The 16,464-nt window shown below is 56.3% G+C and carries 10 protein-coding genes; 7 read left to right on the top strand and 3 right to left on the bottom strand.

Annotated elements, in window-relative coordinates:
• Positions 1–221 precede the first annotated feature (221 nt).
• The 7 genes from Q7L05_RS07705 (at position 222) to moaA (ending at position 9,349) form a co-directional block, all read left to right on the top strand.
• Positions 222–3,977 (top strand): nitrate reductase subunit alpha, encoded by a 3,756-nt coding sequence (locus Q7L05_RS07705; RefSeq protein ID WP_303904337.1) that lies wholly within the window; start codon positions 222–224, stop codon positions 3,975–3,977.
• A 50-nt stretch (positions 3,978–4,027) separates the two neighbouring features.
• Entirely contained in the window at positions 4,028–5,578 is a 1,551-nt protein-coding gene (gene narH / locus Q7L05_RS07700; RefSeq protein WP_303904335.1) for a nitrate reductase subunit beta, read from the top strand.
• Positions 5,579–5,589: 11 nt separating this feature from the next.
• Positions 5,590–6,114 carry a nitrate reductase molybdenum cofactor assembly chaperone gene (gene narJ, locus Q7L05_RS07695; RefSeq protein ID WP_303904332.1) on the top strand — a complete coding sequence of 175 codons (525 nt, stop codon included), beginning with the start codon at positions 5,590–5,592 and terminating at the stop codon, positions 6,112–6,114.
• Positions 6,115–6,185: 71 nt separating this feature from the next.
• Positions 6,186–6,884, top strand: coding sequence for a respiratory nitrate reductase subunit gamma (narI, locus tag Q7L05_RS07690; RefSeq protein ID WP_303904329.1), 699 nt, complete (start codon positions 6,186–6,188; stop codon positions 6,882–6,884).
• 94 nt (positions 6,885–6,978) lie between these two features.
• A complete protein-coding gene (locus Q7L05_RS07685) occupies positions 6,979–7,440 on the top strand; it encodes a c-type cytochrome (protein WP_303904327.1) in 462 nt (153 codons plus the stop codon).
• 432 nt (positions 7,441–7,872) lie between these two features.
• Positions 7,873–8,238, top strand: a complete 366-nt coding sequence (locus Q7L05_RS07680; RefSeq protein WP_303904324.1) for a TusE/DsrC/DsvC family sulfur relay protein — start codon at positions 7,873–7,875, stop codon at positions 8,236–8,238.
• A gap of 139 nt (positions 8,239–8,377) precedes the next feature.
• Positions 8,378–9,349 (top strand): GTP 3',8-cyclase MoaA, encoded by a 972-nt coding sequence (gene moaA, locus Q7L05_RS07675; RefSeq protein WP_303904322.1) that lies wholly within the window; start codon positions 8,378–8,380, stop codon positions 9,347–9,349.
• A gap of 96 nt (positions 9,350–9,445) precedes the next feature.
• On the opposite strand, the gene treY is transcribed toward moaA, so the two are convergent.
• From treY to glgX, 3 genes are read right to left on the bottom strand one after another with little or no spacing between them, the layout of a single operon-like run.
• Entirely contained in the window at positions 9,446–12,349 is a 2,904-nt protein-coding gene (treY, locus tag Q7L05_RS07670; RefSeq protein WP_303904320.1) for a malto-oligosyltrehalose synthase, read from the bottom strand.
• A complete protein-coding gene (gene treZ, locus Q7L05_RS07665) occupies positions 12,346–14,202 on the bottom strand; it encodes a malto-oligosyltrehalose trehalohydrolase (protein WP_303904317.1) in 1,857 nt (618 codons plus the stop codon). The genes treY and treZ overlap by 4 nt, the downstream gene beginning before the upstream one ends.
• Positions 14,203–14,210: 8 nt before the next feature.
• On the bottom strand, positions 14,211–16,358 hold the full coding sequence (gene glgX / locus Q7L05_RS07660) for a glycogen debranching protein GlgX (RefSeq protein ID WP_303904314.1): 2,148 nt from the start codon (positions 16,356–16,358) through the stop codon (positions 14,211–14,213).
• Positions 16,359–16,464 lie beyond the last annotated feature (106 nt).

Raw genomic sequence — 16,464 nt, 5'->3', positions numbered from 1 at the left:
GTCCATCAGCACTGTCGGTTCTCACAGAGTCTGATGAGTTCCCTGGATGGAGCTGCTCCCGTTCTTTAAACGCGGACAGGAATAACCCATGAGTCACCTCCTCGACCATGGGTCCACTTTAGACCCATAAGGGTTGTACCACCTTCTCAACAATAACCCCACCACGGAATCTTTGCTTTCGTGGTCGAGATCACAAGTGCTTAAGGCAGGAGACAAGAGCGATGAGCCATTTCCTCGACAGACTGAAATTCTTTGAAAAAATAAAAGATACCTTTTCCGGCGACCACGGGATTCTAACCAATGAAGATCGGCAATGGGAAGATGCCTACCGCGGCCGCTGGGCACATGACAAAATGGTACGCTCCACCCATGGCGTGAACTGTACCGGTGGTTGTTCCTGGAAGATCTTTGTCAAAAACGGTCTGGTGGCATACGAAATGCAACAGACCGACTATCCACGTACTCGCGGAGACTTGCCGGACCATGAGCCGCGAGGCTGTCAGCGTGGTGCTTCTTATTCCTGGTATCTGTATAGCCCGCAACGCATCAAGTACCCGCTGATTCGCGGCCGCTTGCTGGATCTGTACCGCACTGAACGCAAATCAGGAAAGGACCCTGTGGAGGCATGGTCCACGATTCAGGCTGACGAAAACAAGCGCAGGAAATACACCGCTGTGCGTGGCCTGGGTGGCTTCGTGCGCGCCGACTGGGAAGAAGTGAAAGAAATCGTTGCTGCAGCCAACGTCTATACCACCAAGAAATATGGCCCTGACCGTATTTTCGGTTTTTCGCCCATTCCGGCAATGTCGCAGATCTCCTACGCTTCCGGCGCACGCTATCTGTCGCTGATCGGTGGCGCCTGCGGTTCATTTTATGACTGGTATTGCGATCTGCCTGCAGCATCCCCGCAAACATGGGGCGAGCAAACCGACGTGCCGGAATCGGCTGACTGGTTCAACTCTACTTACCTTATCGTGTGTGGATCGAGCCTGCCAACCACACGTACGCCGGATGCACATTTTGTTTCCGAAGTGCGTTACAAGGGTGCGAAGGTCATCTCCATGGCACCCGATTACGCTGAGTACTGTAAGGCGTCCGACCTGTGGATGCCGGTCAATCCGGGTACCGATACGGCGGCCTTCCAGGCGATGGGCCATGTAGCGCTGAAAGAGTTCTATATCGACAAGCAGGATCCCTATTTTTCGGAGTATGCACGTAAGTACACCGATCTGCCCATTCAGGTGATGCTGCGCAAACAGGGCGAAGGTTACGTGTCCGACCGCTGCCTGCGCGCTTCCGATCTGGATGGCGCTCTGGGTGAGACCAACAATCCAGAGTGGAAAACCATCGTTTATGATGAGAAATCCAAAACTTTTGTGGCGCCAAACGGCTCAATCGGCTTCCGTTGGGGTGAAGAGGGTAAGTGGAATCTGCTGCCCAAGAACTCCGCCACTCAAGAGGAAATCGTAGCTGAACTCTCCTGTATCGATAACAGGGATGATGTGGTGTCCGTCGGCTTCCCGCACTTCGAGCCAGGTGAAGGTGATTTGCTGTACCGCAATGTACCTGTACGCAAGGTAAAGCTGGCCAGCGGCGAAGAAGCCCTGGTTGCTTCTGTTTTCGATATGCAAATTTCGCAATATGGTATCGACCGTGGTCTGGGCGGTGAAAACGTAACCAATGACTACAGCGACGCCAGTGTGGCCTATACCCCTGCCTGGGCGGAAAAGGTCACCGGAGTCAAGGCTGCCGACATCGAGCGCACGGGGCGTGAGTTTGCCTACAACGCCTCCAAGACCCATGGCAAATCCATGGTCATCATGGGTGCGGCGATCAACCACTGGTATCACAACGATATGATGTACCGTGGTGTGATGAACCTGCTGCACATCTGCGGCTGTGTGGGTCAATCAGGCGGTGGTTGGGCACACTACGTGGGGCAGGAGAAGCTGCGGCCACAGGCAGGCTGGGCACCGATTGCCTTCGCACTCGACTGGCAGCGTCCTCCACGCCACATGAACTCCACCTCCTACTGGTATTTCCACACCGATCAGTGGCGCTACGAGACCCTTCGTCCCGACGATCTCACCTCGCCTGCCGGTAAAGGCAAGAACAAGGGTTACTCACTGGCCGATTACAATGTTGCTGCCGTTCGCATGGGCTGGCTGCCGTCCGCGCCTCACTGGAACACCAACCCGCTTGACCTGGTTGCGGAGGCCGAAAAGGCCGGTGCTACCGACGAGGCGGGAATTGCCAAGCATGTGGTCGGTAAGCTCAAGGATGGATCGCTGGACGTTGCGTTTGCCGACCCGGACAACCCGGTCAACTGGCCGCGCAACCTTTTCGTCTGGCGCGCCAATCTGATCGGCACATCCGCCAAGGGGCACGAGTATTTCCTCAAGCACTTGCTCGGTGCACAGAATGGCGTGCTGCAGGAATCCGGCGATGGGCGTGAAAACAAGCTGGTCAAATGGCACGAAGAAGCGCCAATCGGAAAACTGGACCTGATGGTGGATATCAATTTCCGCCTGAACTCCACTGGCGCCTACTCGGATATCGTTCTGCCGACTGCCACCTGGTATGAGAAGAACGACCTCAACACCACCGACATGCATCCCTTCATGCATCCGCTGTCGGAAGCCGTATCCCCGGCCTGGGAGTCCAAGTCCGATTGGCAGATCTTCAAGAATATCGCCAAGACCTTCTCGGAGCTGGCGGAAAAGCACCTCGGTACACGCAAGGATCTGGTTGCCCTGCCGATGCAGCATGACTCGGCCTTCGAGATGGCTCAACCATTCGGTGAAGTCAAGGACTGGAGTAAGGGCGAATGTGACCCGGTTCCCGGCAAGACCATGCCGCTGCTCAAGGTGGTCGAGCGCAATTTTGCCGACACCTATAAGAAGTACATCGCCATCGGCCCCCTGATGGTCAAGCTGGGCAACGGCGTCAAAGGCCTCGACTGGAATACCGAAGAAGAGTACGAACAGCTCAAGGTGATGAACGGCGGAGTCAAAGAGCCGGGCGTTTCCTTTGGCATGCCCTCACTCGAAGAAGACATCTTCGTCTGTGATTCGGTAATGCGCATGGCGCCGGAAACCTGCGGTGAGGTCGCTCACAAGTCCTGGTCCGCGCTGTCCAAGAAGACCGGTATCGACCATCACCATCTGTATGCTGCACGGCAGGAGGACAAGATCACCTTCCATGATATCCAGGTACAGCCGCGCAAGATCATCACCGCGCCAACCTGGTCGGGAATCGAGTCCGAAACCGTCTCTTACACTTCGGGTTACACCAATATCCATGAACATATCCCGTTCCGCACCCTGACGGGTCGTGCACACTTCTATCAGGACCACGAGTGGATGCTCGATTTTGGTGAAGGTTTCTGTGTGCATAAGCCACCACAGGACATGAAATCGTTTGGCAATCTTTCGGCCGACATCGCGCAAGACAAGGACATCAAACTGAAATGGATCACACCGCACTCGAAGTGGGGCATCCATTCAACCTATCAGGATAACCATCGCATGTTGACGCTGTTCCGTGGCGGTCCCTATGTATGGATTTCCGAAGTTGATGCCAAGGCAGCCGGTATCGAAGACAACGATTGGGTTGAAGCGGTTAACGCTAACGGTTCAACGGTTGCTCGCGCGGTAGTTTCGCAACGCGTATCGCGCGGCGTGGCGATGATGTATCACGCCCAGGAGAAGATTGTAAACGTGCCGGGCTCCAATACTACGGGCAAACGTGGCGGCATTCTCAATTCCGTAACACGAGTCGTAATCAAGCCAACCAACATGATTGGTGGCTACGTGCAGCTGGCCTACAGCTTCAACTATTACGGCACGGTGGGTTGCAACCGCGATACCGAGGTGATTATGCGAAAAGTTGCCGACAAGGATATCGATTGGCTGGAAGGTTCACTAACTCCAGAACGGGAAGCCCAACTCAACCCGCCCGGAATCGGCAGTCGTTGATCGCCGTGTGAACTGGGTAAACCGTGAACCGGATAAATTAGGAGAAACCTATGAAAGTACGTGCACAATTCGCATTTGTCTTTAACCTCGACAAATGCATCGGCTGCCATACCTGCTCGGTTACATGCAAGAACACCTGGACCAACCGTAAGGGTGTGGAATACGTATGGTTCAATAATGTTGAGTCCAAGCCCGGCATCGGCTATCCGAAACAGTGGGAAAACCAGGAGAAATGGAAAGGCGGCTGGACACTGACCAACGGCAAGCTGGAGCTGAAATCCGGTGGGCGCATATCGAAGATGTTGAATATCTTCGCTAACCCGGATATGCCGGAGATTGATGATTACTACGAGCCGTTCACCTATAACTACGCGCATTTGCAGAACGCCCCCTTGTCCGAGGCAGCTCCGACTGCACGTCCGCTTTCGATGATTTCGGGCGATCCCATGGAGAAGATCACCTGGGGTCCGAACTGGGAAGATGATCTGGCGGGTGAATATTCCAAGCGTGGCCAGGACAAGAACATGGACAACATCCAGAAGGAGATGTATGGCCAGTTCGAAAATACCTTTAACCTCTATTTGCCGCGTATCTGCAATCACTGCCTGAACCCGGCCTGTGTGGCGGCCTGTCCGTCCGGCTCGCTCTACAAGCGCGAAGAGGATGGCATCGTGCTGGCCGATCAGGACAAGTGCCGTGGCTGGCGCTTCTGCATGAGCGCATGCCCTTACAAAAAGGTGTTCTACAACTGGGAATCCGGCAAGGCCGAAAAGTGTATCGGCTGCTATCCGCGTGTCGAATCCGGCATGCCGACGGTATGTTCGGAATCCTGCGTCGGCCGCATTCGCTACAACGGCATCATGCTTTATGACGCCGATCGCATCGAGGAACTTGCCAGCACGAAAAACGACGAGGATCTGTACGAAGCACAGTGCAACATCTTCCTCGATCCCAATGATCCGGAAGTGATTGCAGCAGCCAGGGCCGAAGGCATCAATGATGACTGGATCCAGGCGGCGCAGAAATCGCCGATCTACAAAATGGCGATCGACTGGAAAATCGCCTTCCCGCTGCATCCTGAATTCCGCACCCTGCCGATGGTCTGGTATGTACCACCGCTTTCGCCTGTTCAGTCCCAGATCGACCAGGGTAACCTGCCGGTTGGTCCTGACGGTGCGATTCCGGAGGCCGGAACCCTGCGTACGCCGATGAAGTATCTCGCCAACCTGTTCACCGCAGGTAAGGAAGAGCCCGTTCTCAGCGCAATGAATCGCCTCATCGCCATGCGCAGCTATCAGCGCTCGGTGCATGTCGAGGGTGTTGCAGATACACGGCCTCTCGAAGCTGCGGGCATGACGGAAGAGCAGGCCAAGGAGATGTACCGTTACCTGGCGATTGCCAATTACGAGGACCGTTTCGTTATTCCCACCGGTCACGCAGAGGAGCGGATGGACGACGCCTACGGGTTCCAGGGTCAAAACGGGTTTACCTTTGGTAATAATTCTTCGTCAGGGATCAACAAGGTCTCCCTGTTTCCGCGGCGGCGTAAGGAAACACCAGAATCAGCTGAACTGGCTCCGCCTGCAGACAAGAAGAGCTAGGAGGAAATGCCATGCCCATCTATAAGATAGTTTCGGCGCTGCTGGATTACCCGGATCAGGAGTTGCTTGACCATCTGCCGGAAATACGCACTGAAATCGAGGGGAGTCAGCGTATCGACGTGGAGGAAAAGGAAACTTTATTGAAGTTCCTTGACCACCTGACCAGTACGCCGCTGACTGAACAACAGACAGAGTACGTAAAAACCTTCGATATGACGCCAGAGCACAGTTTGCATTTGACCCACCATCTGTTCGGTGATGATAACGACAGGGCTCGTGGTCCGGCATTGATCGATCTGGGCGAACTGTATAAGGACTACGGCATTAAGGTGGCGGCTAAAGAGTTACCCGACTTTTTGCCGGTGATCCTGGAATTCGCCGCAATGCTGGAAGACAGCGAGGCGACGACATTCCTGTCTGATGCTCACAAAGTATTGGCAGTGCTAACCGATAATCTGAACAAGGCCGACAGCCCTTATGCAGCGCTGCTTTCTATCGTCAAAAACCGCGCTTCACTGACCCGTTTGGCTGCTTAAGATCGGTGGTTGAGCTGTGAACACAACAACCTTATTGATGGCCGCATCTGGCGCGGCCAGAGGAGAGTAATGTGGATTACTTTAATTTCTTAGCTTTTGGCGTCTATCCCTATCTGGCGGGGTCGGTGTTTCTTATAGGCAGTTGGATACGCTTCGATCGTGAGCAATACGGCTGGACCAGTTCGTCCAGTCAGCTGCTCTCCTCGTCGGGTCTGCGCCTGTCCAGCAATCTGTTCCATATAGGCATTATCGGTATTTTCTTCGGCCACTTGTTCGGCCTGTTGTCACCGTATGCCCTCTGGCAGACCATCTCGCTGTCCAGTCTTGGCAAACAGAATATCGCCATGTATGGCGGCGGGTTCCTTGGCATACTTTGCCTGATCGGCGGCGGTATGCTGTGGTGGCGGCGTGTAACCAACCCACGTATTCGCGCAGCAGGTCGTGGCTCGGATTTGTTTATCCTGAGCTGGCTCCTTATTACGTTGATGCTCGGACTCGGTACCACTTTTGCGACTGCACAGCACGCGGCGCATGGCAGTGCCGATACCATGATGGCCATGGCTCAGTGGGCCAAGAGTATCGTATTGTTCGGTCCCAAGCCTGAGTTGGTTGCGGAAACGGAGTTGATCTTTCGCCTGCACTTGATCTTTGGCATGACGGTTTTTCTGCTCTTTCCGTTCACCCGTCTGGTGCACATCTGGAGCGCACCTATCGGCTATTTGGGGCGTGCCTATCAGATTGTTCGTACCAACCGTGCCACCGCCCATTAGTAGCTAACCCCTGCCGTGTATCCTGCCACCATCCCTTTTGGGATGGTGGCAGATGCATCCTGCTTTTCTCCGAGAACTCTCCACGATCATGGACATGAGCGGCACCGCTGGTTGTGAAAAGATGAAGACGCCTGGCAATATGCGACGCCGTCTCCAGGCACTCAGTTGGCTGTTGCTCGTAGTAGCGGTCGGTCTGGGAGTGCACTTTACGATCCAGTTCATCACCAAGGGTGATTCGGCACATTCCGGGGAGTCTCCGGCAGTGCCCAAGATCCTTGAGTTGGAGACCACCAATCCTGAACGAGCGCGCAAGGCCAGAGCGGGGATGCACCGCTACGATGAAATCTGCCGGCTCTGCCATCACCGTGACGGGCATGGTGGCCGTTTCACTCCCAGCCTGGCCGGAAAAACAGCCATCGGAGTCGAAACCATGCTCAATCTTTATCGAGACGGCCATAAGGTCGGTCCGATGACAGAGCTGATGGCACCGTGGGCCAAAGAACTGTCCGACGAAGAAGTCCAGAATCTGGGTATTTACATCGAATTACTGAATTGAACCTTGGTTTGGCTCAAGCCCGGTTTGTCGCTGCCAGATTTTCCCCGGGATACCGGCGTAGGGACACATCGTTTCGAAGACCGGTAATGATGTCAGATGTCTGGTGATCCATGCCGAGAAACCCGGATCGTCCCGACCAATCAGCCCCGGCTGAGGGTGCCTGAACGGCCTCGACATACTGCCTTCCTGAACTGGCCCTTCTTTTTGGTTTTTCGTTTTCCACGTGTAGGATAAGCGGAAGGAGCAATGCCAATCCCCACTCCGGAAGTGCGGAAAACGAGGCGCGGTGACTATGCCGATTGCAGTATGAGGTTCCTCCACCGTAATCAGTACCTACCGCTAAAGGGGTAGCGCCTCTTCTATATTTACCCGATTTGGTGGCTGCGAAATGATGACGGCAATAGATCGACTGACGATAACGGAGGCGAACGGATGAATACCAATCCGTGGGCGCACAAAACGAATACCATCATGGTCAATGGCCAACCCGTGATGACCGATTCGGAAGGCTATATCCAGAACATGGGCGACTGGTCGGAAGACTTCGCCGTGGCGCTCGCGGCGCATGAAGGGCTTGAACTGACCGATGAACACTGGGATGTCATTTACTACATCCGCAACTACTACGACGAGCATAATGTCCAGGCCCAGGTAAGGACCATGATTAAACACTTCAAGGCGAAGTGGGGGTCGGAAAAGGGCAACAACCGCTACCTGCACGATATCTTTCCGATGGGCGGTCCGCAAAAGCAGGGCAACCGACTGGCGGGCATTCGCAAGACCAAGGGCGAGCACTGAGCGCAGTGCATAGCGCAGAGAGCGCAAAGGCACCGGGATCACAAAGTCTCGTGTTAATGGCACTCCGGAGAGAGAGGCGTTTAGCGTCGCGACCCCGGTGCCCTGGCGAACTCTGCACTGCCTTCCAGGGGAGCAGAAAATGTTAAAAGACGGGCACGGGCGGCAGGTGGATTATTTGCGGGTTTCGGTGACTGACCGCTGCGATTTGCGCTGTTTCTATTGTCTGCCCAAGGGCTTCAAAGGTTTTTGTGGACACGAAGAGCGACTCTCACCTGAAGAAATCGGGAGATTGGTCGCGGCATTCGCCGAGCTGGGCGTCTCCCGGGTCCGTCTGACTGGCGGCGAACCGCTGGTGCGCACCGATATCGTGGAGGTGTGTGAGGCGGTAGCCAGCATTTCCGGTATTGAGGATCTGTCGCTTTCCACCAACGGGGTACGACTCGGGAAATTGGCAGGGGCGCTCAAGACGGCCGGGGTCGATCGACTCAATGTCAGCCTCGACTCGTTGCGTGCCGAACGATTCGCCGAGATCACCGGCGGCGGTGACCTGCAGTCGGTGCTTGACGGCGTATCAGCGGCCATTGAAGCCGGCCTGGTACCGATGAAGATCAACGCGGTGGTGATGAAAGGCATCAATGACGACGAAGTCGAGGCAATGGTGTCTTATTGCGATGCACACGGCATCACGCTTCGCTTTATCGAAACCATGCCGATGGGGCAGACCGGACGGGATGCCGCTGATCGCTTCATTGATCTGCGTGAGGTGCGTGATCGGCTGGAGGCCACGTACGATCTGATTCCCGATGTCTTTCCCGGGGGTGGGCCGGCACGCTATGTCCGAATAGCGGGGACGGATACACGCATCGGCTTTATCACCCCTTTGTCCCAGCATTTCTGTGATACCTGCAATCGAGTCCGTGTGGGGTCCGACGGGGTGCTCTATACCTGCCTCGGTAGTGAACACGCCGTTGCACTGCGTCCCTGGCTTCAAGAGGGAGAGCGGGATGGGCTGATCGAAACCATTCAGGGGGCATTGGCCCGCAAGCCGGCCCGCCACGATTTTGGTGGAGATACGCGAGTTGTGCGCTATATGGCGCAAACCGGTGGGTAAACGAAAGCATCGGGCCGAGTGGTCCATGCGGGAACTAGTGTAACACTCAGTCCGGTCTCACAAGCACCATCGGCAAGGCGCAGGAGGACTGCCACGCTATTTCCCGCATGGACCACTGGGAGTTTCGTTCGAGACGAAAACCGCAACCGGAAAGTCGTGAATTAGGTCAGCCGCCGCGATCCGGTCTGTTTCGGACTCGAAGATTTCATTGGTAAACCAGTTTCGAAAGCATCCTTTTTGTGGCCACTCCACCTCGGTATCGGCCCAGACAGGCTCTCCGGTAGGATCATTGGCATCGGTCATTAGCCGGGTGAACCATCTTGGTACCACCACAATCAGCCATTGTCCCCGGTATTCCCGAGCGAAGGCGCACAGATGCTCCGACAGGTCGCCTTCAGCCTCCAAAGGGGTGTATCGCCCTTCCAGAAAGAGCCGGGGATACCGGCGGCGCAGTTTCAGAAGACGCCAGGTGATGAAAAGCTTGATACGGCCGTCATCGATGTGGTCCATCAGATCACGGGCAAGGCCGGGATTGGTTCGCCGACCGGCCAGGTCGTCGAGCAGCCGCTTTCGCAACCCGTAGTCGACCGGGTGGCGGTTGTCCGGGTCCACCAAAGTAAACTCCCATAACTCGTTACCCTGATAGATATCGGGCACGCCCGGAGAAGTGAGCTTGAGTGTGACTTGGGAGAGGGAATTGAAGAGTCCAAAGCGGGAGACGCGCCGCACGAACGGCTGAAAGTCGCCGAGAAAGCGGCTGTGAGTGTCGGAGAGCAAATTTTCGACAAAAAATGCAACGGCGTTTTCATAGTCCTCGTTCGGATTGATCCATGAGGTATGTACCTTGGCTTCCTTGACCGCCTTCAACATGTAATCCCGAATTCGCTTCCGAAACGCCTCTAAGCCGTGGTCGCCCTGAAGCTTCAGCGGCCATGCGCCCACGAGAGTCTGATAGAGAAAATATTCGTCGTTCCGTGACGGCGCGGGTTCACCATCGACTGTCATTTTCTTTGCGCGATTGAGACGGCTCCAGCGTGCTACATGGCGCTGCCACTCGTTCGGCAGTTCTGAAATCACGTTAATCCGTGCGCGAACATCTTCGCTGCGTTTCGTATCGTGTGTCGATGTTGACAACATCGTCGCGGGCCAACGCTGAAGCCGTTCGGCATTGGTGTGATGAAACGCGGACACCGACAAGGCAAAACGACGCGGATCGCCGCCCACTTCATTTAGGGAAATAAGGCGGTTGTAGACATAAAAAGCCGTATCCTCCATCCCCTTCGCCATGACCGGAGAGGTGTACTGCTGGAATTTCATGGTGAAGGCGAGGGCCTGCCGTTGAAGCTCTTCATTCTGAAGTGTCGTCTCTTCGCCGAGGAGTACGTCTTTAGCGAAGTCAAAGATGCTGATATCGGTGGCCGGACTGCGTCTCTTTGCCCATGCCACTGCCCACTCGATATATCTGCGGTCCTCCTCCTGAAGGGGAGTACTGCCACTGACGTAGGTCCGGTAGACGGGAAAGCTGGCAACGATGACCATCAGGGCGTTGCGCAGGCCATTGAGTGTGAAATCACGTGTGTAGCGGTTGTGCTGTGCAATCTGGTCGAGCATGTTGGCCAGCACCGCCAGCTCACTGGACAGCTGGGTCTTGATCACCAGCTTTTTCTTCTCGAAGAGGAGGTCGTCGAACTCGTGGCGATTACCGGTAAAGCGATTATAGAGTCGTGTCAGCTCGCTCTCGGAATCGGGAAAAACCAACAGCCCGCTTAAAAGATTTGCGAAATCGTAGCCGGTCGTGCCGTGAACCGGCCAGTCGCCGGGCAAATGTTCATGGCTACCGAGGATTTTTTCCACCACCAGGTAAAAGAGGGGCTCTCGAGTGGGCTCGGGAGCGGCGGGTTTGGAGAGTGCCCGGGAACCCGCCTTTTGCAACTGGCGGTAGTAGTCAGCCGGATCGTACAGGCCGTCAGGGTGATCGATTCGTACCCCATCCAAACTCCCATCGTGCATCAGTTGCAGGACGAGGCGATGGGTCTCATCGAAGACCTCCGGCTCTTCCTGGCGCAGTCCCGCCAGCTCATTGATATCGAAAAAGCGGCGGTAATTGATGTCATCAGAGGCCACTTGCCAGTATGCAAGTCGATAGGCCTGCTGCTCCAGCAGCCGGTGCAGGGCATCGAAAGATGATCCTTCACCCGCAGTGCCGTTGAAGCGGGCGACGCAGGCTTGAACATATTCAGCGATCTCGGGTGCACGATCACAGAGTTCAGCCAGGTGACGCTTATGGATCTCCTTATCGCGGCGACGCTCGGTAAGTCTATCCTCGGATTGATCCCATCGCGCCGGCAAGTGACCGAAGGAGGTGATAAGGGCCTGCAGATCCTGCAACGCCGGGTTTTGGTCGCTCCGCGTATCCGATAGGTCTGCCATTCCGGATTCGAGAATAATGGGATAGGTGACAGGGTCGATAGGAAACCGATGCTCCCAGTACCAGACGCTGAATTCACCCTGTGTCGGCTCGAATTCCAGTGTGAGTTGCCCATCCTCAAGAGCCTGTCCGTAGTGGTCCCCGAGTACGGGGACCAGCACCTTGCCGCGCAGTACCTCCTTGATCGGCCGCCAGTCGATATCAAAAAAAATGGCGTATGCGGAGGTCGGTCCGTTTTCCAGTACATCCAGCCACCACGCGTTGTCATTCCCGAATACGGCCATGTGATTGGGCACCAGGTCGAGGATCTGTCCCATGTCATGGTCGTGAAGAGTGGTGACGAAATGGCGAAAGCTTTCAATATCACCAATTTCCGGGTTGAGCTCACTGTGGTCAACGATATCGTAGCCGTGACTGCTGCCGGCCCGCGCCTTCAAATAGGGGGATGCATAGGCATGACTGATGCCGAGATGGTCAAGGTAGGAGACCAGGTTGGCACCATCTGCAAAGGTGAACTCACGATTGAACTGCAGCCGATACGTGCTGAGCGGTATACGTTGTTTTTCAGTCATACCGCTCCCCATTTGCTCAAGGCGGAGTTATCGAAGTACCAGACAGCGGACCAGGGTGGGAGCCCGGCCGGGCCGACACCTTCCGGGGGGGTCGGCCAGCCAAATAGGAGTTCACCCGGTCCAGAAACCGCACCGGGAAGGTAAGCGTCACCGAAATTGGTGTACAGTTTCAGAAACACGCCATCGGGGCATCGCCACCAGACACGCAGTGCCCGCTTGCCGATACTTTCATAACCCGACTGCCAACCATTTCCACTCAGGTGGGGAGCCAGAGTTCGATTCCGGATTCGAAGTAGTTCCTGATGCAATTGAAACCAGCGTTGTCCTACAGGATGCTCCTGCTCCTCCCAGCGGAGTATGGCGCTGGCGAAGGTTTGCTCGGCCATGGGGTCGGGTATCTGTTTTCGGACCTCGGGATCGGAAAATTCGGGAAAGCGTTCGAACTCGCGGCGCCGTCCCTCGGTGACCGCCTCGCGCAGGTCATCGCCAAAATCGCAAAAGAACGGGAAGGGCTGCCGACTGCCCCATTCCTGGCCCATGAAGAGGAGGGGAGGGCTCGGCGCCAGGAGCAGGATCGTTAATGCGGCTCCGATGGCCTCTTCGGACGCAAGCAGCGTCGGCCGTTCTCCGAAGGCGCGGTTGCCGACCTGATCGTGGTTCTGCAAAAAGGAGACGAAAGCCGCCGGGGGTAGGTGTGCGCTCGGTTGCCCCCGAGGTGCACCTCCGCGATGCCGTGAGGGTTCGCCCTGATAGGCAAACCCTTCCGCCAGACAGCGTCCCAGATGTGCTATTGGCCCCTGAGCATAATCCTGGTAGTAACCGGAGGCCTCACCGGTAATCAAAACGTGGATTGCATGATGGAGATCGTCATTCCACTGTGCCTGATACCAGCGGGGTTCGGTACCCTTGCGTTCCAGGTAATGAGCAATGTTGTTTTCATTCTCTAGTACCAGGTGCACCTGCCTCTCGCGACCGGGGCCGTCCGCAACTGCCTGTGCGAGATCCTCGAGGATGTCCGGCCGGGAGTCGTCGCAGATGGCGTGAACGGCATCCAGCCGGAGGCCATCGAAGTGATACTCGTTCAGCCAGTACAGTGCGTTATCGATGAAGTAACGGCGCACCCAGTGATTCTGCTCACCGTCGAAATTGATCGCGGCCCCCCAGGGCGTATGATGCCGCTCGTTGAAAAACTGGGGGGCATACAGGTGGAGATAGTTGCCTTCCGGACCGAAGTGGTTGTAGACCACATCGAGGAAGATCATCAGCCCCCGTTCATGTGCCGCCTGGACCAGTCGCTTGAGATCTTCCGGTGTTCCGTAGCGAGCGTCCGGAGCAAAGAGCAGAACGCCGTCATATCCCCAATTACGGCGGCCGGGGAAATCGGCCACCGGCATCAGTTCCAGAGCCGTGATACCCAGTTCGACGAGGTGATCGAGACGCGCTTCCACACCGGCGAATGTGCCTGAAGCGGTGAAGCTGCCCACGTGCAGCTCATAAAAAACGGCCTCCACCCAGGGACGTCCGGTCCACGTCTCGTCCCGCCACTCGAAAGCCTGTGAATCGATTACCTGACTGGGGCCGTGGACGTCCAGTGGCTGATATCGGGAGGCCGGGTCCGGAACCAGGGCTTCCCGGCCGCCGATGCGGAACCGGTAGTGTGTGCCCGCAGCGGCGCGGTCGGTTTCGAGGGCGAACCAGCCATCATTCAGGGCCGTCATGGCCAGTAACTCTGGTCCCTGGGCTCCTTTCAGGTGTAGCTCCACCTCGTGGGTGTCCGGCGCCCAGAGCCGAAACCGGACACCACCGGATGGAGTGATCTCCGCGCCAAAGGGCATTGTGTGCTTACGCCGCATGAATTCTCCTAGGCTGCTCTCCACTGTTGACCAGTCCACTGGACCAACAGCACCATCGAGCGGTTTCGCAGGGGATACTCGCCTCCTGAATAAAAGTAGCGTCCATCGTCACGTTTACCCTCTTCATAACTGGTGTCGATAACAACACCCCAGCGTGCTTTCGGGGGGAAGGACGGGATCTTGAAGGGGATCTCCTTGTGATGGGCATTGAGCAGGAGCAGCATGTTGTCATCCTTTACCGGCTGCCCCTTGGCATCGGTTTCTTCAATGGCGCCGGCAAAAAAGATTCCCAGACAGCGGGCGAATGACTGCTGCCACTCCTCGTCCGTCATTTCCCCGCCGTCCGGTCGCAGCCACGTGATGTCCTTGACGCCCGCTCCCTTGATGCGGCGGCCCTGGAAGAAATAGTTGCGGTGGAAGGTGGGATGGTGCTTTCGAAGGCGGATCATGGACTCCGTAAAACGGATAAGCTCCCGGTCTTCCGCAGAGAGCTCCCAATCGACCCAGCTGATTTCGTTATCCTGGCAGTAGGCATTGTTATTACCGTACTGTGTCCGTCCCATTTCGTCCCCGCCGACCAGCATCGGAATCCCCTGGGAGAGAAACAGCGTGGCGAGGAAATTGCGTTTCTGCTGCGCTCGAAGTGCCCGGATGTGTTTGTTGACGGTAGGTCCTTCATGGCCGCAGTTCCAGCTGCGGTTGTGATCCTCGCCGTCGCGGTTGTCTTCGCCGTTTGCCTCATTGTGCTTGCGGTCGTAGCTGACCAGATCCTGTAGTGTGAAACCATCATGGGCGGTGATGAAATTGACCGAAGCATAGGGGCGGCGACCACTCTGCTCGTACAGATCGGAAGAACCGGTGAGTCGGGAGCCGAGTTCACCGATGATGCCGCCATCCCCTTTCCAGTAGGAGCGCACGGTATCGCGGTACTTGCCGTTCCATTCAGTCCATCCGACGGGAAAGTTTCCGACCTGGTAGCCGCCCTCGCCGAGATCCCAGGGTTCGGCAATCAGTTTTACCTGGGAGAGGATCGGGTCCTGATGAATGATGTCGAAAAAAGCCCCCAGGCGGTTGACTTCATGCAGCTCCCGAGCCAGTGCCGAGGCGAGATCGAAACGAAATCCGTCCACGTGCATTTCCTGAACCCAGTAGCGCAGCGAATCCATGATCAGCTGCAACACGCGCGGATGCATCATGTTCAGGGTGTTGCCGCAGCCGGTGTAATCCATGTAATAGCGTTCATCGTCCTGCACCAAACGGTAGTAGGCCGCATTGTCGATTCCACGGAAGGCGAGGGTGGGGCCCAGGTGGCTGCCCTCGGCCGTATGGTTGTAGACCACATCGAGAATCACCTCGATGCCGGCCGAATGGAATGTCTTGACCATCGTCTTGAATTCGTTCACCTGGCCGCTTGCGGAATAGCGCATGTCCGGCGCAAAGAATCCGATGGAGTTGTAGCCCCAGTAGTTCCTCAGGCGTTTCTCGACGAGATGGCGATCGTCGACGAAAGTGTGCACGGGCATGAGTTCCACCGCTGTAACGCCAAGGCGTTTCAGATGCTCTGTCACCGGTGCCGTAGCGAGTCCCGCATAGGTACCACGGAGTGGGGCGGGGATCTCCGGGTGTTGAGCTGTGTAGCCCTTGACGTGTAGTTCGTAGATGATGGTGTCGTCCCAGGGAATGTTCGGGGCGCGGTCATTGCTCCAGGTGAACGCCGTATCGATGACCCGGCACTTCAGCATACCGGCCGAGCTGTCCCGGCTGTCGGGGGTCAGGTCCTCTTCGGGATGGCCAATACGGTAGCCGAAGAGGGCGTCGCTCCAACGTAACGAGCCAACCAGATCTTTTACATAGGGGTCGATAAGCAGTTTGTGGGGATTGAAACGGTGCCCTGATGCCGGGTCATAGGGACCATGCACGCGATAACCATAGAGTTGCCCCGGGCGGACCTCGGGCAGGTAGCAGTGCCACACCTGGTCCGTCTGCCACGGAAGATCCACTCGCTGGATTTCGCGCCGTCCCTTGGGGTCGAACAGGCATAACTGTACTTTTTCCGCATGTTCGCTGAACAGGGCGAAATTGACACCCTCACCATCCCAGGTCGCCCCCAGGGGATAGGGGTGTCCGCGCCAAACGGCCAGTCCGTTTCTTTTCATATCGTTCCTTGACGAGTTACTGTCGAAGCCCGTCTGCTGAGCCTGGTGGCCCCTCGCTTTGCGTTGGTATTTAGTTCCGGTTGGTTTCCAGAACTTTGGATATGGA

This window comes from Thiohalomonas denitrificans, assembly GCF_016841685.1.
GTDB lineage: Bacteria > Pseudomonadota > Gammaproteobacteria > Thiohalomonadales > Thiohalomonadaceae > Thiohalomonas > Thiohalomonas denitrificans_A.
Note: the sequence above shows the minus strand (reverse complement) of the source record. Positions and strands in the feature narration are given on the sequence as shown.